Below are 19,181 nucleotides of genomic sequence, written 5' to 3' on the forward strand. Positions count from 1 at the left end.
CCGCCGATGTAAAAACCCATTGTTATAGAATCTATCGGGGTAAACCCACTTTGCGAAAAGCGGATGTTAAAAGCATATTTTACAGTACTTGGTTGCCATAACTGTACAGGGCTATTTTGCTGGTTCCGCCGGGTTCTCTGCTCAGCTGGATCTGGGTACCAATTCTCTCTTTGAGGGCTTCTACATGGGAGATGATACCAATGTTTTTACCGCTGGCCTGCAGGTTTTCGAGGGCAGTGATGGCTACGTCCAGGGTTTCTGCATCGAGGGTTCCAAATCCCTCATCGATGAACAAGGAGTTGATTTGTACCTTACGGCTTGCCAGATCTGATAATCCAAGGGCGAGGGCAAGGCTCACGAGGAAGCTTTCGCCGCCGGAGAGGGTTGACATCGGCCTTATTACGTCGGCCTGGTAGGCGTCGATGATCTGAAGGTCCAGATCTTTCCCGGGGCTTTTCAGGATGCTGTAGCGGTCACTAAGGCGCAGTAAATGACGGTTGGCCAGTTCTGTTAATCTCGCCAGGGTGAGGCCCTGGGCAAACCGGCTGAATTTCTTGCCGTCTGCTGATCCGATCAGGGCAGAGAGCTTTTGGAAACGGTCTGACTCCTGACGTTGTTTCTCGATTTGCTGTGCTACTTCAATATGTTTGAGTTTGAGCAGGTCATCATCGGAGATCACCTGGTTCAATCTGCCTTTTTGCTGCTGAAGGAGCGACAGTGCCTGTCCCTGCTCTTCGAGGCGGGGTGCCAGTAGATCTTTTGGTTCTTCTGTCAGGGCCTTCTCAACTTCAGCTTCCAGCTCTTTTTCGGTTGCTGAAAGCAGGCTTTTGCCTGTTGCGATTCGCTGTGCGGATTCCTGTTGTAGTGCGGCAACCGTATTTGCTTCTTCGTCAGGCAGGAACACTTCATTCAGTTCTTCAACAGAAGTTATACCCTCCGTGCTGAGCTTTGCTGTTAATTTTTCCAGTTGCGCTGCAAACAGGTTTTTAGTTGTAAGGTATGAGGTGTTCAGGTGCAGCTGACGGTCTTCGATAATCTTCAGGCGCTCCTGTTTCTGCTGCAGGTCCCGCTGCAGTTCTTCAGTGCGGACTCTGTATTTCCTTAGTTCGTTGCTCATATCAGAACGCTCCTTTAAGGGATCTTTTATGCCGAACATTTCCTGCCGCTCCTGCTGTAGCTGCTGTAATTTTATTTTGTTTTCCTGGAGCTGCAGAGCAAGCACTTCTACATTGGCTTTCTTTTCGCTGATCGCTTTTTCCAGGTTTTTCTCTTCCGTTTCCTGCTCACGGAGGTCGAGTTCCAGGCGTTTTAATTCCTGTTCGGACTCCCGGTAACGCAGGTAACGGTTATTCATCTCGGGCAGCACCTGTTCTGCGAGGCTTGCATCAAAAAGAATCCCAAAAGGTTGCAGTACAACTCCTGCCTGCTCTTCAAGTGTTTTAATTTCCTGTCCGACACTGCTGAGCTGCTGTAAATTCAGTTTCAGCTGTTGCTCTGCAAACGTAATTTCCAAGCCTGCCTGTTCGGCTTTGCTGATCAGTTGTGCCAGGGCTTCTCTCTGCTGGACAATCCGAGTTTCCAGTCCGGTGATCTGCTTCTGCAGGTGTTTGGCCTGATCTGATTGTTCTCTGAGCGCAGCCTGCTGGACTTTTTTTCTTTCGATAACTGCGGCAATGATCCCAGGTTTGGTGATATCAAGAGGTTTGGGTAATTGTGCATTATTCTGTTCAAACTCTGTAACAGTCTGGGCAAGAGCAGTTGTTGAAAGCACCAGGTTTTTACTTCCTGTTTCCGACTGGTGGCTCAGGGTATTTATGATGATCAGCTGGGCATCCAGCTGGGTTTTCAGCAGCTGGAGTTTTACACGCTGCTGGTTGCGCCGTTCTTCGGCTTCGCTCATACGGGATACATATTTCCCTTCCACAAATGGGTGATGGATCGCACCACACAGCGGGCAGGGTTGTTCTTCCTGCAGCTGCAGCCGGTCGGCATCATATTTCTGCACCTTTACTTCCAGTTCATAGATCTGCTGAAGGTGGCTGAGCAGCTCAGTTTCCTTTTCAGTTTCAAGCTGAAGATGGCCCGATAGTGCCTGGGCTTCCTTCTTCTCTGCCTGCAATTCCATAAGCCTTTTCTCCTGTGCGGTTTGTTCCTGCGCGAGTGCTGCGTAAGAACCGGCTAACTTGAATTGCTGCTCAGCGGTATGGATTAACACCGGAAACCCGCTGAGTTCCTGTTCCAGCTGTTCGGTATTTCTACCTGCCAGCACTGCATTCAATGATTGCAGATGCTGCTGAACAGCCTGTTGGGTATCTGTTAAGGATTGTTCTGCTAACTTGATATGTTGTGATGTTTCCAGCAGAGAAACCTTGCCCTGTTGCTGCCGTTTGGTATAACCCGATTGCTCATCAGTGATAGCAGCGTTTTTCAGCTTCAGGGCAGAAAGTTGTTTGAGGAGTTGCTGTAATACAACCACCTGTTTATCAAGCGCGGCATCAGCTTTATGTACTTTTAACCAATCCGAAAGTACCGACATCCTTTCACGGATAGTTTTTAGCCGCTCAACGAAGTTCAGCTTTGAAGCTTCTGTTTGCTGCATGTTCAGCACAGCTGCTTCAAAAGTGCTGAGTACAGTTCCCAGCTGACTTCCTGCCTGCTCTATCAGGATATCTTTTTTGCTTACGGCATCAAATACCGGCCCCATTTCATTCAGGGTTTTCTCTTTTAGCTCAGCCTGCTGTTTAGCAGCAATCAGTTCTTCCCTGGTGATTTTTTCTTCTTTTAGCACTTTGGGTTGTTGCAGCTCAGCGGCTTCAAGGTCTGTTTCGATCTGCTGACGCTGGAGTCCTATAGTATTCAGTTCTGCCAGGGCAGGGCGGTGCACGAGTGCACGCAGGTGATTCTGCAATTTTACAAATCTGGGCTGATGAGCTGCATCCTGCAGTTCGGCTTCGGCTAAAGACTGTAAGAGTTGCTGTTTTTTATCACTGAGCTTTTCCAGCTGCAGTAACCAGTTGAGCTTGGCCCTCAGTGCAGACTCTTCTTCTTTCGTTGATTTTTCCTGCGCCGACAGTTCCTGGAGATCGGTTAAATATGCCCTCCTTTCTTCTGCTGACAGCAGCACTACATTTTCCAGTTTACTGCGCAATTGCTCAAGCCTGAGCCTTTCCTCCCTCGCCTTTTCATAGGCTGCAACGGAGATCTCGGAGTAAATTCCGGTGTCTGTGATCTTTTCCAGCAGTTCACTTCTTTCATTTTCATCGGCCTTCAAAAAGCGCGTAAAATCACCCTGTGACAGGATCACTGAGCGGAGAAACTGGTGGTAGTCCAGTCCGCAAATCTTTACAATCTCTTCCCGCACTTCATTCAACGGATGTTCAATAATGATTTTGCCTGTCAATACATCCGCAAGTTCCATCTTTTGCGACTGCAACTGGCCATCTGCTTTACCCCTGGCACGCCGTATAGACCATTTGGCACGGTAGGATTTTTCGCCAACTTCAAATTCCACTTCTGCAAAAGACTCGGCAGTATGCCTGGTCATGATCTCAAAGACATCCTTACTGTGGCGGTGTACGCGGCCGTAAAGTGCTGCAGTGATTGCATCCAGCAGTGTTGTTTTTCCGGCACCCGTGGGCCCTGTTATCGCAAAAATTCCACTTTCTGTAAAAGGGGGCTGGTCGAAACGGATTTCATGCTGTCCCTTTAAAGAATTGAGGTTTAGAAATTTGATGCCTGTGATTTTCATGCTCCTTCCTCCCTTTGTGCCATATATTCCAGCACCTGGTTAAAGCTGAGCAACAAATCCGGCTGATCGTCCTCAGGATATTCAGCAGCACATTTCTTTAGAAATACTGCCCTTGGCTCAAGGTCTGAAAGGGCCATAGCTTCTTCGGTCTGCTCATTCAGGTTCTTTGCTGCACGTATTCTGAACTGCCTAGGAAAAAGCCGTTCTATAAAGGGTTTATCTGCAATCAGGGTATTCAATTGTTCTTCGAGGTCGAATATAAAAGTTTCAGTATCAACCTGCACTTCTACCCAGGCGGGATACAAAGTTTCAGGGTCTTCCAGCAATACCAGTTTGGTTTTTACCTTTTCAAAATCCCCTTTGATCCTGATCAGCCTGCGGTAACAAGGCACTTCGATCTCGTTCAGGCTGCTCATCTGTCCCTGATCAAATTCCAATACTATTACCTGTTTTTTATCACCGGTTTCAGAGAAACTCAGCGGAATAGGAGAACCTGAATACCGGATATGGTTCATTTTATTGATGAGTTGCGGGCGGTGGATATGGCCCAGGGCCACGTAGTCGAACGCTGAGGGAAACTGGTCGCCACCGATCTGGCCGAGATTGCCCACGTGGATTTCCTTTTCACTGTCTGATGTTGCAGCGCCCGCCGCAAAAAGATGCCCGGTGGCAATTACCGGAATCTGGTTTAATTTATAGTCAGCAATATGGATTAAGAAATTATGGTAATGATCAGAGATCCCTTGTTTCAGACGTGCTTCACGTTCGTCCATTGTCTCCCCTGCTATGGAGAGTCTGATGTCACGGTCGCGCAGAAACGGCACTGCACAAACCACCAGTTCCAGGCGTCCTTCCGCATCTTTAATCTCAATGATCTGATCGGTAAATACCTCGGGAACGCCGCCGATAATATGTACATTAAAATACTTCAGTAAAGATTGCGGAGCATTGAGCGTGCTGATGGAATCGTGGTTACCCCCGATGATGACCACTTCGCGGCAGCAGGTATTTTTTACCTGACGAAGAAAGCCGTAATATTGTTCAAAAGCGCTGTTTGAAGGACTTCCTGTATCGAAGATATCCCCTGCCACGATTAAAACATCAACGTGTTCGGTTTGTAAAGTTTGTATCAGCCAGTTCAGAAAAGCCTGATGCTCATCAGTACGCTCATTTGATTCAAGTCTTTTACCAAGGTGCCAGTCGGCCGTGTGAAGGATTCTCATTGTCGATGCTAAATTAAGCAATTACAAAGAGAAATTGGATGCAGGCTACTGACATTTCTGCACATCAGCAACATGCTTCATCTGCTGGTTAAATTACTGATTCAGCAGTTTCACAGCAGGTGTGCTGCTCATCACACTATCAACTACAAAGACGCTGAATCCCCTCCAGGGCAGCGTGTGGAGATATTCCTTGTAGTGCAATTCTACCATAGCCCCCGAGCTCTGGTTGAGTTTGTCTGCTACTTTCTGGTCCTGTACCGAAAATATAAATTCATTGGAAGCTACATTTCCCGGTGCCTGTGAACGGATACCACTTTGAATCAGTCTGCCTTCACTGGTTTTGAAAACGTAGCCTTTTTTAACGAAATAGTTGAGCTGACCTGCCTTTACACCTTCGCCAAAAACAAAGTAGTACCGGTAATAAATAAATCCGGCCAGGATCAATACAACTGCGAGGCTGATGATTAAGCCAATCTTGCTTTTTGATTTTGCTGGTGCGGTATTGGTACTACTGCTGGAATTTGCCATTTGATTTTCTTTTAACAACTATTAAGATATAACAATTGTTCCAAAAAAAAGCAAAAGAATTATTTGACAGGACTGAAACCGGTCATGACATTATTTCACAGTACTCTCCCTGCTCCTTAAAGACACTGATGATTTTACGCTCAGCACTTTTGGGGCAAACTACCCGTAAAACCTTGTCAACATCCTCGAGATCGATTGTCCAGTTTTTTTCGCCTACCAGAGTATTAAGGCTGGAGGTAATCAGTAACTGCTCAGTGATACCTGCAATGGATGTCCTGAAAACCAGGACAGTTTTTGCTTCCACCTCTTCCCTGAAATCCCAGGGAGTTAATGCTTCTGCAGGTTGAGCGGCGGCCCTTACATAATTGATCACTCCAGACCAGAATGTAGGATTGAGTGCGGTTTGATTCTTCATGTTTTTATTGTTGTTCATCTCCTCAGAGATGATTTGCAGAAGCTGATACCTTTCATCAGCGCATCAGCTCCTGCAGGTTTCATTATTTCCATCCGCCACCTAAAGCCCTGTACAATTCTACAGATGCATTCAGCTGGTCAGTTTTAACGGTAGCAAGGTCGAGCTGACTTTGCAGGGCATTACCCTGTGCAGTAATTACTTCAAGGTAATTGGCCAGTCCGCTGGTAAACAGCAGATTTGCATTTTGCAATGAGCTCTGCACTACCTTAACCCTGTTTTCGGCAATGGTATATTGTTGTTTTAATTTTTCAATTTTGATCAGCTGATCAGACACCTCACCTACTGCAGTTAAAACTGATTGCCTGAATTGTAAAACGCTTTTTTCGCGGTTCACCATGGCAATATCATATTGCGTGCGCAGTTGTCTGCGCTGGAAGATGGGCTGTGCAATTCCACCACCAACAAGACCGAACAGAGATCCGGGGATCTTGAACCAGTTGTCGGCTTTAAAACTGTTCAGACCACCCGATGCGGTAATTGATAGCGTTGGATACATACTCGCTTTGGTCACGCCTACATTAGCATTTGCGCGTAACAAATCGAGTTCTGCACTCCTCACATCAGGGCGAAGGCTAACCATCACCGATGGAATACCTGTACCTACCTGGTCCTGGATCTTCATGTTATTCAGGAAGCCTGCTCTTGCAATTGCTTTAGGAAAAGCACCTGTAAGTATGCTCAGGGCATTCTCTTCCAGGTTGATCCTTTGCTCGAGCTGTGGAACCAGACCTGCTGCTACCAATTGCTGTGCTTCGGCCTGCTGAATGGCAAGGGAAGTTACCTGGCCGGCATCAAACTGCATTTTAATGATTCTCAGTGTGCTGTCATTCAGGGCAAGATTTTTCTTTGCAATATCCAGCTGTGTATCCAGCATGATCAGCCTGTAGAAGCTTTGTGCTACATTGGATACCAGACGGGTTTGTATTGCTTTTCTTGCTTCTGCGGATTGCAGGTAAGCTGCACCGGCAGCTCTTTTCTGGTTTGCAATTTTGCGCCAGATGTCAGCTTCCCATCCCAAACCTGCTGATACAGTATAGTCTTCTACATGTGTTGCATTAGCAAACTGACCCAGTTGAAGACCGTTCAGACTGTTGTCTGAAGGGCGGTTCAGCTGTGATGTAATATTCAGGTTCAATGTTGGGATGTTTCCCAGTTTAGACTGTCTGTATAAAAGATTTGCTGCTTCGATATTTTTCAAAGCGATCTGCATATCGTAGTTATTTTTTACAGCGGTATCGATCAGCTCCCTGATCGCATCCTCTTTAAAGAACTCTTTGTAAGGAAGGCTCGCGATACTTAAGGTATCAGCCGTTGCCACGCTGTTCCTGAATTGTTCAGGAGCAGCATTTGTTGGCGTGGCTATATCTTTAGATACTTTACAGGCACTTGCAACAAGCACGAGCAAAAGGGCGATATATATATTATTATGCAATTTCATTTTCGAATTGTAATTTGGTTTCTGGTGTAAGTACTGGTTGTGGTGCTCCTGTTAGTTTTTCCTGTAAATACTGGAAGATGACGAACAGCACCGGAACTATGAATAATCCCAGGATTACTCCGGTAAGCATACCCCCGGCAGCAGCGATACTGATTGAATGGTTACCCAGTGCAGAAGGCCCAACCGCTCTCATCATCGGCACCATACCAACGATAAAGGCAAGGGAAGTCATGATAATCGGACGCAACCTGAGTTGTGCAGCATGAATCGCTGCCTCTACAAGGCTCATTCCTGCCCGTCTTCGCTGGACGGCGAATTCGACGATCAGAATAGCGTTCTTCGCGAGGAGACCAATCAGCATGACCAATGCAACCTGCACATAGATATTATTTGAAATTCCGGTTAAACCGATAGCAGCAAACACACCGAATATACCGGTTGGAATAGACAGGATCACGGCCAGAGGCAGGATATAACTTTCGTACTGAGCCGATAACAGGAAGTATACGAAAACCAGACATAAGCTAAAAATCACAACAGACTGTCCGCCAGATACGATTTCTTCTTTAGTTAAACCTGTGTATTCAACAGAGAATCCTGTAGCCAGCTCAGCAGCTGCTACTTCATCCACCGCCCTGATTGCATCTCCGGTACTGTATCCCGGTTTCGGTATTGCATTGATCTCAATCGCATTAAACAGGTTGTATCGGGAGGCTGTCTCTGTACCGTAAACACGTTTCAGCTTGATCAGTGTACTCACCGGTACATTCTCTCCATTTCTGTTCTTCACGTATACACCATCCATTGCAGATGGATCTGCACGGTCCGCAATATCTGCCTGTACCATTACTCTATAGTACTTACCAAATCTGTTAAAATCTGAAGCCTGTGCACTACCAAAATAGGCTTGCATTGTTGACAGCAAAGCCTGGGTAGAGACTCCGAGCTGTTCAATTTTAGCTTCGTCAAGTTCCATCTGTAACTGTGGATAATCGGCTTTGAAGGAAGTAAAGGCGAAAGCAATTTCAGGACGCTGCATCAGTTTGCCGATAAATTTATTGGCGATACCGCTAAACTTCAGCAGGTCTCCGGAGCCTGTCCTGTCCTGTAAGAAAAAGTCTAGCCCATCCACGTTATTGAAACCCGGAACCGTAGGGAAAGTAAATACGAAGAAGTTGGCGCCTTTAATTTCGGCGAGCTTTCCGCGTACAATATTCATGATCTCATTGATATCCTGAACTTGTCCTCTTTCTTTTGTAGGTTTTAATAACAGGAACATCGCACCAGCAGAAGGACTGTTGGATGAAGTAAGGAGGTTAAATCCTGATAAATAGTTGAACACTTTTGTAAATTCAAGATTACTCAGTTTTTTTGATGCTTCGTGCTCAACCTGAGTAGTTCTTTCCAATGATGCACCGGCAGGTAGTGAGGTTGAGATCGCAATAAAACCCTGATCTTCTGATGGAATAAATCCTGTAGGCGTTCTTTTTATCATCCAGGCGGTAGCCAGCACAACTACTAGAAGTCCAGCCAAAGCGATCCATTTTGTTTTGATCAGGAATTTAATACTGTTCACATACCTGTGGGTCAGGTTTTCAAAACCACTGTTAAAGCCCAAAAAGAAACGTTGTTTAAAAGTTCTTTTTGTGGCATGGCCTTCATTGTCATGACCATGATCAAGTTCTTTCAGGAAGAGCGCACATAATGCCGGGCTTAGTGTTAACGCGTTGATAGCGGAGATCACAATCGCAATAGCCAGTGTAAATGCAAACTGCCTGTAGAACAATCCTGTTGAACCTTCCATAAAACCAACGGGAAGGAACACTGCACTCATGACCAGTGTAATGGAAATAATCGCACCCGTAATCTCGTGCATGGCTTCTGTAGTGGCCTCTTTTGGTCCGAGCTTGTTATGCTCCATCTTGGCATGGACGGCCTCGACGACTACGATCGCATCATCCACTACGATACCAATCGCAAGCACCAGTGCAAAGAGTGTCAACAGGTTAATTGAGAAACCAAATACTTTCATGAACAGGAACGTTCCTACAATCGCAACCGGAACCGCAATTGCCGGGATCAGTGTTGAACGGAAATCCTGAAGGAATATAAACACAACGATAAATACCAGGATAAATGCTTCAACCAGTGTATGGACAACCTGGTCAATAGACTGGTCCAGTGACACTTTGGTATTGTAAAGATTTACATAAGAGATCCCTTTTGGAAAGTCTTTTTTTGCTTTTTCCATAAATTTGGAAATGGCAATCTGAATTTCATTCGCATTGGAACCACTTAATTGCTGGATAGCAATGTTCAGTGCAGGTTTACCACTGCTTTCTACAAAGCTATGGCTACCATAGGTATACGAGCCCAGTTCTACCCTGGCAACATCTTTCAATCTCAGGAACGAACCATCAGCATTAGAGCGGATAATAATATTTTCGTATTCTGCGGGTTTTGTCAGTTTACCTTTATATTTCAGTACATACTCAAAAGGAGCACTGCTGCCTTCACCAAACATACCTGGTGCAGCTTCAAGGTTTTTATCTTTAATGGAAGCCATGACCTCATTAGGTGTCAGGCCGTAAGTAGCCATCTGTGCCGGGTTCAGCCATACACGCATCGAATAGTCCTTACTTCCACCAAAAATAACTGCCGCACCAACACCCTGGATCCTTTTGATCTCTGGAATTAAATTGATCTGCGCATAATTGGACATGAACGTCTGATCGTAATGTTTAGGATCGTCTGAAGACATGGTCAGTACCATAATCAAACTATTCTGCTGTTTTGCAGTCGTTACCCCAGCCTGTACAACCTCAGCAGGAAGCTGACTTGTTGCCTGAGCAACCCGGTTTTGTACGTTTACTGCTGCAAGATCCGGGTCAGTGCCCAGTTTAAAATATACTGAGATTACCAGGGAACCATCATTACTGGCGGTAGACTGCATGTAACTCATATTTTCTACCCCATTGATCTGCTCTTCCAGTGAAGGAGCTACCGAACGCAGTACGGTTTCGGCATTTGCACCGGGATACAGTGCGGTCACCTGAACGGCCGGCGGCGCAATCTCAGGGAATTGTTGTAGGGGTAACCTGGTTAGTCCCAGTATACCTAATATTACCAACAGAATGGAAATTACTGTTGCTAATACAGGCCTTTCTATAAATTGCTTTAACATGATTGCTGTTTATTATCTTGATGCAGTTGTAATAGGTTCTTCTTTTAATTTTTCAGGTTTGATCGTATCTCCGTCTTTTAATTTGTCGATGCCGTCAAATACTATCCTGTCGCCTGACTTTAATCCTTCCTGAACCAGGTAATTGGTGCCGGTGGTGCCCGAAATAGTTATTGGTGTTCTGGTTACTTTATTCGACCCGTCAACTACAAATACGAAGATCTTGTCCTGTACTTCAACAGTCGATGATTGCGGGATTGTAATCGCATTATCGTGATCAAGTTTTAACCTGATCTTGCCTGTATTGCCTGAACGTAAAAGACCCTGCTGATTCGGGAACGTAGCCCTTAAGGATATCGAACCTGTTTGTTTATCAAACTGTCCGTCTACCATATCAATCTTGCCTTCCTTTCCGTAAACGGTGTTATCCGCTAACAGAAGAGAAACACCGGGTAATTTTTTCAGTCTCTCATTTACCGTGTTTCCAGGGTATTTCGCATTGAAAGCATTAAAATCGTCTTCACCAAGAGCGAAGTAAACATGCACTTCATGTGCGTCAGACAGTTGAGTTAAAGCTATAGGATCTGTTGGAGAAACAATGCTGCCCTGTTTTTTAGGCAGGCGGCCTACATAACCAGATACCGGCGCTTTAATCAGCGTGTATCCAAGATTGATATTTGCTGCAGCTACGCCTGCTTTTGCCTGTTCAACATTTGCAAGTGCTGACTGGTAACTTGAAGTTGCGGTTTTAAGCTGGTAGTCGGACACCACCTTGTTTTTAACCAGCGGTGTAAGCTTGTCTACTTCGATCTGAGCATTTGTTACCGACGCCTGTGCAGCGTGCAGCTGGGCCTTTGCAGTATTTAATGCTTCTTTGAACGGACGCTCGTCTATTTTGAAGAGCGGTTGTCCCTTTGTTACCGCAGCGCCTTCGCTTACCAGGATCTTATCAAGGATACCCGATACCTGCGGACGGATCTCCAGATCAATCGCTCCCTGAATGGAAGCAGGATATTCTGTGTAGGTGGTTTGTAAATTGCCCTGAAGGGACATTACCTGCAAAGCCTGTGGCGCAGGTGGCGGTACCGCCGGCTGGCCGCCTGAGCAGCCCGCGATTAATATGGCTAGGATAAAAATTGAAAGTGTAGTTTTCATAACGTTCGTCAATTGTTTAACAGTGTTAAGTGATTGCATAAAAATATGGGTGGGTTTGTGTAGTGCAGGATATTGGGTTTGAGTAGATAGATGTTTTAACATATGTAACTTATTTAACACCGTTAGATGTCTGGACAAAAAAAGGGAAATTGATTTTGCTGCTCTTCTCCTTGAGTTGAACGTTACAACGTATAAATAATCTAACAGCGTTAAGTATTCCATAAAAAAATATATTTTAGTCGTTTATTGCTTTTATAATTCCCTGTATCGCATCTCTTAAAATATGCTGATTCATATCAGGAGTGTTACCTTTTCCTACCAGGTTAATTGAGATCAGTCCGTGTATAATAGACCAGAAGGTATAGTACTTTCTGCAAATGATTTCTTCGGTTGGTTCGGATTCGGTCATAATTTTTGCGATGGTTTCAAAAAGCATTTTTCTTGCTGCTTCTGCCTCTGGCAGACTCTTTGTGAGTTCGCAACACATCATATCTACACCGTACATTAACTGGTAAAGTTCTTTATGGCTGAATGCGAAATCCCAGTAGGCGATCCACATGGCCTCCAGCTGTTTTTCAGGTGTTTCGAACTTTGACTGTGCGATTTTAAAATCTTTAAGCAGCAGGCCGTTTCCCAAGCGGGTCAGTTCAAGCAGAATACCTTCCTTATTTGCAAAGTATTCATAAATAATCGGAGCAGTGTATTCAATTTTATCCGCAATTTTACGCATACTGAGCGACTGCCATCCATCCTCTTTTACAATTTCCAATGCAGCTTCGAGAATATTTGCTCTCGTCTCTTCCTTTACCCTTTGAATTCTTTCTTTACTACCCATGGTAATATTCCCCTGTATTAAATAATCTAACAGTGTTAAACAAATGTATAACTACTTCGTCAATAACTCTATCAGCGTATTGTCAAATACGGCAGACAGGCTTTTAACGGGTTACAAACTAATTGTTTATGACTTTATTTTTACTGAACTTCCAGTGCATCAATGCTGGTTTCCCTTGCATCGACTGACAATATACGAACTTTATACTGCCCGGCATTGATCATTGTTCCTGTGTCAGTAGTGATATAACTCCATTTTCCTGCTTTAGTTTGGGCTAATTTGAGGACTGCAGGTTTTTTCATGATGGTGCCATCCATTGCCAGGACTTCAATCTGAGCCATCTGTTCTTTACCGGAAGGATTGTGGTACTTCAGCGTCAGTGAGTATGTATCGGCCACACCCACTGAAATGTTAAACTCAATGACCCCGCCTTCGTTCTCCACAAATTTTATCCTGTCTTTTCCCATTAGTGCTTCTTTTACTACTCCTTTTGATGCAGGCAATGTGGCAACTGCCGGATAGTTAACAGCGGTTTTCAGATCAAATGCGGGTGCAAGGCTGCTGACCGGGTTGATTGCGATGGTTAGCGGTTGATTGATCCCCTGAAGGTCTGGCCTGCTTCCTTTTTGGTACCTTTTTTTATAAACTGCAAATTGCTGGCCTTTATTGTTCTTCAGGAAGGTGCCGGTATTTTCATAACCGGTTAATCCTGCAGGCAATGCGTGCTGAGCAGTTTCTGTTTTATCTGCAGGAGCTGTTGTTTTAGCAGCAATATAAACATCTGCATCAGCTTTAACCTGAAAGTTGATCTTACTCCCCTGATCTGCGTTTGCCCATTCTGCTCCGAACAGGCTGGGTGGCAGAGCTGCGAACTGATCTCCTGTATCCATCCAGCTTGTGAATCTCCGTGTTCTTCCATCAATATACAGGCTGTCCGCAACCGCAGCAGATGGTGGTGCTGGAACTACAGAAGTTTTTTTTGTAGCGATAGCTATTGCTGATATCAGCGCCTGACCAGCTTTAACGTTTGGGAAAGAGACTGCCAGTTGCCCTCCGGTTACTTTTACATTGACAACCTTTTTCAATGCCCCGTCGTGGCCTGACTCTTTCCAGATATCCAGATCTTTCAGCACAACTTTACCGTTGACAGCAACATCGAACAACCTCCATCCTGTGCAATCTACCCCACCACCCGTTCCCAGCCATGGTTCAGTGAAATAGAGCTCTACCCTGTATTCTCCATCCGGAACCGGGAATTCAAACTTCAGCTGATCACGCCCGTAACGAAAATCCTGGAATAACTTATCATCGCTTGTACCCCTGACCGGATCAAAGGTCCTCCGCTGACTGGCAAAAAAAGCAGGTATTCCAGGAAAATCAGCTGTCCATGAAGTTGATCCCCAGTGAGAGCGGCTGTCCCGCTGCCGGTCGGCCATCCAGACATTCCCCCGATGATCCGTATAATCCGGTCCCCCGGCATTCATTCTGTATAGATAATGATAAGCTCGTTCGGGCCCGAGATCTACGGCACCCTTATCAAAATCACTATAATGTGGCGCAGCAGGTAAGTGACTCAATACAATATAATCTTTGGCTACTGCTTTACCGTTTACATAACCTACGGCATACAGTACGTTGTAATCAATTTTCACCTGGTCCCACTGAAAGTGTGTGCCAATGCCCCTGTTCTTTTTTCTTCCCAGAGAAACCGCGTTTACATCATTGAACAGTTCTACTTCATCGCAATTGGAATATACAGAAATACTGTCTTTGATGCCGGGACTCAGCCACCTGTCCGGCCAGGTATGGGATAGGATATATACCATAGGCGATGTCTGTTTTGGCGCGTAGTTGGCCCTGTACAAATAGTACACATCCAGCGGTTCTTCCCAGGGAGTAAGCAGGCCCTTATAATTCACCGGGCCAACCCTGTCCAGCTCCCTCAGTCCCTCACCTCCCTGTACCCTGCCCGGATTGTCATGGGAATTGAACAGCCAGAAGAAATGACCTGCGGTTTTATCCCTGGCTTTATCGGCCAGCCTGATCTTGGTTTCCATCAGCTGTGCCATGCGGTCTTCGCTGTAAGCCCCGTTTTGTACAAATGGCCCTTCTGTGTGCATATCCAAAGTTCTCCATGCACCATATTCACCAATAAGCACCTGCCTTTCCAGGTCTTTTCCATAATCCAGGGGATCTCCGCCATAGGTTCCCGTCCAGTTCTGGGGTACATCCCAGTCTGTTCCTTTACCGCCGTTGCAGGTGGTTACTTTGCGCTGGGCAGAAGCTGTAGGATCCATCTCCCGGATAATTTCAGTGCATTCTTTGGCAAAATCTTCTGGCAGGGTACTTTCATTTTCCAGTCCCCATAACACTATCGAAGGACTGTTCCTGCGTTCTTTAACCCATTCTTTCAGCAATGTCTTAAAGTTCTGCCTGAAGACGGGTGTATCGTACCAGACATGGGCCGCCATCTGTGTCCAGCATAAAATGCCCAGCTTGTCCCAGTACTTCAAGTAGCGCAGGTTATGGGGCTGATGGGCATCCCTGAAAGCATTGAAGCCCGCAGCTTTGATCTGCATTACCCTTGAATAGATCTGTTCTGAAGTAAATGCATGGCTATTGCCGATCAGGTGTTCATATTCTGCAATTCCATTGATAAAAAAGGGTTGGCCGTTGATCAGGAAACGTTTGTTATCCCTGCTTTCTCCGATGGGCCAGCTGATACTGCGTATCCCGTACGGAGTTGCAAGTTCATCGGTTGCATGATCATCATCACTATTCGAAATGTCACCGGAATACACCGAGGTTCTGATGGTATACAGATATGGGTGTGAAGGCGACCACAGTGTGGGTTTGTCCATGATGATCTCCTGTGGGACAAGAATAGTTGTTCCCGGATTTAATTTAACTGTATTCTTAGCGGAACCCACTTTTTTCCCCGTTGAATCCAGCATCTTAGTATATAAAGTTATTTGCCGCGTACTTTTACCATAGTTTTTGAGCTCGGTAGTCATTTTTAATGCCGCAGAACCGGTAGATACTGAAGTATCGTTCCAGATATGAACTCCAAAGGGTTCAATCCGTACTTCATCAGTTACAATCAGCTGCAGGGGTCTGAATATCCCCATAGGCTGGGATCCTTCAGAAAAGCCGCGTTCCGGAGAGCTGCCTCCATCTACCCAGGGTAAATCCTGGATCCCGGCAGGATGATCTGCGCGGACGCTCAGTACGTTTGGCTTGTTGTTCAGCAGAATTGCATTTGTCACGTCGAGCGTAAACGTAGTTCTTCCTCCCGCATGTTTCCCCACCAGCTTGCCGTTTAAAAAAACTGTAGCGTAAGATCCTACCCCTTCAAAGTAGAGGAAGAACCTTTTACCTGCCGGCCGGATATTTGTCCTGAAGGTTTTACGGTACCATGCATAACCATGGCGGTTACCGGCTAACAACCTTCGGTATCCTTCGTATTTATCCCAGGAATGTGGCACGCTTACTTTCTTCCATTGCTGGTCATTATAAGCAGGTTGTTCAAACCCGTCATAAGCATGAATATTCTTATCCGCTGCTACGCTTTTCCAGTTTTCATTCATAGGGATCACGATCCTTGCAGATCTGCCCTCTGTACCAGCAGTCCTGATTTCGTTTAGCTGGCCATTAAAACTATAACGCTGGCCTGCACGCGTCGAGATGCTAACAACCTTGCCTTTGTATCTCAACAGACAATCCTTTCCGGCTTTTGACAAGATCTCAACCTGCTGCAGAACGTGGTTGTTCCATTTGAGGTTCAGCACGAAGCCACCCCTTGCACAAATTCCTTTTACCTCGCCGTAAGGGAAATCCTCCGGCAGCGCCGGCAGCAGATCGATATACTGTGTATGGCTCTGGATGAGCATTTCTGCAATTCCTGCCGCTCCGCCAAAGTTGCCGTCAATCTGGAAAGGCGGGTGTGCATCGAACAGATTCAGGTAGGCTCCCCCACCCGTTTCAACCGGACTGATCAGCATCTTCAGCATTTTCATTGCGTGGTCCCCTTCCTTGAAACGTGCCCAGAAATTGATCTTCCAGGCCAGGCTCCATCCTGTTCCTTCATCTCCCCTGTAGATCAGGGATTGCCTTGCCGCTTTCATCAGCTCAGGATTTTGATCCCAGGTCATATCATTTCCAGGATGTACTCCCCATAGATGGGATACATGCCTGTGTTTATTTTTAGGATCGTCTTTATCCTCCAGCCATTCCTGCAGTTGTCCGTACCGGCCAATCTGTCCGGGAGCAATCTGCTTATATTTTTCCTGCAGTATTTTGCTGAAAGCCGTATCCGTATGTAAAACTTCAGCAGCAGCGATGCAATTTTTAAAAAGCGTTCTTATGATCTGGTGATCCATGGAAGGCCCGGCTACCAGTCCGCCATTTTCCGGTGAATTGGAAGGTGTGCTGATTAGCCAGCCTGTTTTTGGATCCTGCTGCAGAAAACTGATAAAGAACTGTGCAGCAGATTTCATGAGCGGATATGCCCGGACGGCCAAAAATACTTTGTCCTGTGTAAACAAAAAATGTTCCCAAAGATCCATGCTCAGCCATGCGGCTCCTGTTACCCAGATTCCATGCGTCGCAGAATTGATCGGTGCTGTACCCCGCCAGATATCGGTATTGTGGTGTACCACCCAGCCAGGGGCATTGTAATGAACTTTGGCCGTTTCCGCTCCGGTTACTGAAAGCTCAGTGATCATATTGAACATCGGTTCATGCATGGGCGATAAGTTCAGTACTTCGGCAGGCCAGTAATTCATCTCTGCATTGATATTGGTGGTGTATTTACTGCCCCATGGCGGTGAGAGCAAATCGTTCCATATACCCTGCAGGTTAGCGGGCTGTGTTCCTGGTCTTGAACCGGAGATCAACAGATATCTGCCATACTGAAGATATAATGCTGCAAAAGCGGGATCTTTAGCAAAGCTGAAGCGGGACAACCTGATGTCGGTGGGCAGCAGTTGATTTGCGTTATGACCAAGATCAATTGAAAAACTCTTATAATACTGCTGGTATTCTTTAACGTGGGCTTTTTTAACTGCTGCATATGTTTTTCCTTTCAACGCCCTGATCGTCTTTTTACAAATTTGCTCAGGATTACCAGAAACATCTTTGTAATTCACAAAATTGGTTCCTGCAGTCAGATACAGCGTAACTTCATCAGCGTTGCTGATGTACATCTGTACATTATCATTCGCGGTATTTTTCCTTTTGCTCTCAGCCTCATTCGGGTTACTGAAGGTTAACGATCCTTTTTTTAGCACTGCCTGCAAATAACTATCCCCTTTCAAAGCCCCATCTCTCACCTTAACCGACATACCAATAGTATTGCCATCTACCTTCCTGATCCGCTTATGCTGATGAGGACTGCTCAGTGAAGCCCTGAAACTAATGCTTCCAGGTTTATTTGCGCTGAGATGTACTACAATCACCTGATCGGGTTCACTTACAAAGTATGTTCTTGTATAGGTAATCCCGTTTTGTGTATATGTCGTGGTAGATACCGCATTGCTCAGATTGAGTTCCCGTCTGTAGTTTTTAATTCCTGTACTGACTTTACCCTGCGCTGCAAAGTCCAATCTGAGGTCGCCAAATGGCTGATAATCTGCCTGGAAATGGGGAACTGCGGGCGGTTCCTGGTCCTGTATCCGGTATTTCCATTTTTTGCTGAAATGGATTTTCTGGCCGGTGTTGCCTGTAGCCGGATGGATTGAAATGAAGTTGCTGGTGTCTTTATAACCGGCAATGCCACCTTTGTCGAAGAAGTTTAAGACCTGAACAGACAACACGTTTGTCCCCGGTTTAAGCATACTGGCAGGAATCACGTACTTGCGGCTTGCGGTATTCCCATCAGTAGTTCCTGCAAGTTTTCCATTGATATAAGTAAAATCCTGATCACGGATTTTGTTCAGGTCAAGGACCATGTCCTGCCCGATAAGAGCTGCAGGCAATTCAAACGTTGTTCTGAACCACACTGCTCCATCCAGTCCTTCAAGACCTGCTGCTTCCCATCCATCAAAGGAGGGTACATGTATGGTTTTCCATTTCGTATCATCATACTCAGGTAAAGCGGGATTGCCATCCATTCCTTTCAGTGCCAACATGGCATCCACCCATATTTTTCTATTACCAGCCGGACTTTGCAGTCCCATAAATTTCTCATCTGCCAGTTTCTCGGCTTCGGCTTGTTTATTCTCTGCCAGGAGCCTGCGGATTTCAGGTAGATAGGCGGCTGCCCCGGGATGATTGTAATCCCTTGGTGTTCCTGTCCACAATGTTTCTTCGTTGAACTGGATCCTGTCGGCATCTGTACCTCCAAAAACCATAGCGCCCAGTCTGCCATTCCCTAAGGGCATAGCATCAGTCCATTTAACAGCGGGTTGTTTATACCATAAGCGATTGTCTTCAGGCGCTGCAGCTTTTTTCAATTTCAGGGTTGTCTCCGAAGCTGCGACGCGTGCAGGATGCGGCATCACGGCCGCTGGCCGCTGTGCATTTGCTGTGGTCGGTAAAACATTGTACAGCATGAACAGAAATAACAGGCGCAGCAGGGATTTCATAGGAAGCTATATAG

9 protein-coding genes are annotated in these 19,181 nt (G+C 45.9%); all 9 read right to left on the bottom strand.

Going from position 1 to position 19,181, the window contains the following annotated elements:
* Nucleotides 1–79: 79 nt before the first annotated feature.
* The 9 genes from ABWY16_RS02135 to ABWY16_RS02175 all read right to left on the bottom strand — a co-directional run bounded on the left by ABWY16_RS02135 (nt 80) and on the right by ABWY16_RS02175 (nt 19,167).
* Nucleotides 80–3,748: an SbcC/MukB-like Walker B domain-containing protein gene (locus tag ABWY16_RS02135; protein ID WP_353903002.1), complete on the bottom strand. Its 3,669-nt coding sequence runs from the start codon at nt 3,746–3,748 to the stop codon at nt 80–82.
* Complete coding sequence (locus ABWY16_RS02140) at nt 3,745–4,971, bottom strand: exonuclease SbcCD subunit D C-terminal domain-containing protein (RefSeq protein ID WP_353903003.1); 1,227 nt, start codon at nt 4,969–4,971, stop codon at nt 3,745–3,747. The genes ABWY16_RS02135 and ABWY16_RS02140 overlap by 4 nt, the downstream gene beginning before the upstream one ends.
* A 93-nt stretch (nt 4,972–5,064) precedes the next feature.
* Nucleotides 5,065–5,499 (bottom strand): hypothetical protein, encoded by a 435-nt coding sequence (locus tag ABWY16_RS02145; protein ID WP_353903004.1) that lies wholly within the window; start codon nt 5,497–5,499, stop codon nt 5,065–5,067.
* 82 nt (nt 5,500–5,581) lie between these two features.
* Nucleotides 5,582–5,914: a hypothetical protein gene (locus ABWY16_RS02150; protein ID WP_353903005.1), complete on the bottom strand. Its 333-nt coding sequence runs from the start codon at nt 5,912–5,914 to the stop codon at nt 5,582–5,584.
* 82 nt (nt 5,915–5,996) lie between these two features.
* Nucleotides 5,997–7,412 carry a TolC family protein gene (locus ABWY16_RS02155; RefSeq protein WP_353903006.1) on the bottom strand — a complete coding sequence of 472 codons (1,416 nt, stop codon included), beginning with the start codon at nt 7,410–7,412 and terminating at the stop codon, nt 5,997–5,999.
* On the bottom strand, nt 7,399–10,596 hold the full coding sequence (locus tag ABWY16_RS02160; RefSeq protein WP_353903007.1) for an efflux RND transporter permease subunit: 3,198 nt from the start codon (nt 10,594–10,596) through the stop codon (nt 7,399–7,401). The genes ABWY16_RS02155 and ABWY16_RS02160 overlap by 14 nt, the downstream gene beginning before the upstream one ends.
* A gap of 12 nt (nt 10,597–10,608) precedes the next feature.
* Nucleotides 10,609–11,748 carry an efflux RND transporter periplasmic adaptor subunit gene (locus ABWY16_RS02165; RefSeq protein ID WP_353903008.1) on the bottom strand — a complete coding sequence of 380 codons (1,140 nt, stop codon included), beginning with the start codon at nt 11,746–11,748 and terminating at the stop codon, nt 10,609–10,611.
* Nucleotides 11,749–11,983: 235 nt separating this feature from the next.
* On the bottom strand, nt 11,984–12,583 hold the full coding sequence (locus tag ABWY16_RS02170) for a TetR/AcrR family transcriptional regulator (protein WP_353903009.1): 600 nt from the start codon (nt 12,581–12,583) through the stop codon (nt 11,984–11,986).
* A 140-nt stretch (nt 12,584–12,723) separates the two neighbouring features.
* Nucleotides 12,724–19,167 (bottom strand): glycosyl hydrolase family 95 catalytic domain-containing protein, encoded by a 6,444-nt coding sequence (locus ABWY16_RS02175; protein WP_353903010.1) that lies wholly within the window; start codon nt 19,165–19,167, stop codon nt 12,724–12,726.
* Nucleotides 19,168–19,181: the final 14 nt, after the last annotated feature.

This window comes from Pedobacter sp. (genome assembly GCF_040513095.1).
Taxonomy (GTDB): Bacteria; Bacteroidota; Bacteroidia; order Sphingobacteriales; family Sphingobacteriaceae; genus Pedobacter.

What these genes read in the sequence shown, in the direction of transcription:
- ABWY16_RS02170 (WP_353903009.1), bottom strand. Translation starts at nt 12,583, where the DNA reads ATGGGTAGTAAAGAAAGAATTCAAAGGGTAAAGGAAGAGACGAGAGCA.
- ABWY16_RS02150 (WP_353903005.1), bottom strand. Translation starts at nt 5,914, where the DNA reads ATGAAGAATCAAACCGCACTCAATCCTACATTCTGGTCTGGAGTGATC.
- ABWY16_RS02145 (WP_353903004.1), bottom strand. Translation starts at nt 5,499, where the DNA reads ATGGCAAATTCCAGCAGTAGTACCAATACCGCACCAGCAAAATCAAAA.
- ABWY16_RS02175 (WP_353903010.1), bottom strand. Translation starts at nt 19,167, where the DNA reads ATGAAATCCCTGCTGCGCCTGTTATTTCTGTTCATGCTGTACAATGTT.
- ABWY16_RS02155 (WP_353903006.1), bottom strand. Translation starts at nt 7,412, where the DNA reads ATGAAATTGCATAATAATATATATATCGCCCTTTTGCTCGTGCTTGTT.
- ABWY16_RS02165 (WP_353903008.1), bottom strand. Translation starts at nt 11,748, where the DNA reads ATGAAAACTACACTTTCAATTTTTATCCTAGCCATATTAATCGCGGGC.
- ABWY16_RS02140 (WP_353903003.1), bottom strand. Translation starts at nt 4,971, where the DNA reads ATGAGAATCCTTCACACGGCCGACTGGCACCTTGGTAAAAGACTTGAA.
- ABWY16_RS02160 (WP_353903007.1), bottom strand. Translation starts at nt 10,596, where the DNA reads ATGTTAAAGCAATTTATAGAAAGGCCTGTATTAGCAACAGTAATTTCC.
- ABWY16_RS02135 (WP_353903002.1), bottom strand. Translation starts at nt 3,748, where the DNA reads ATGAAAATCACAGGCATCAAATTTCTAAACCTCAATTCTTTAAAGGGA.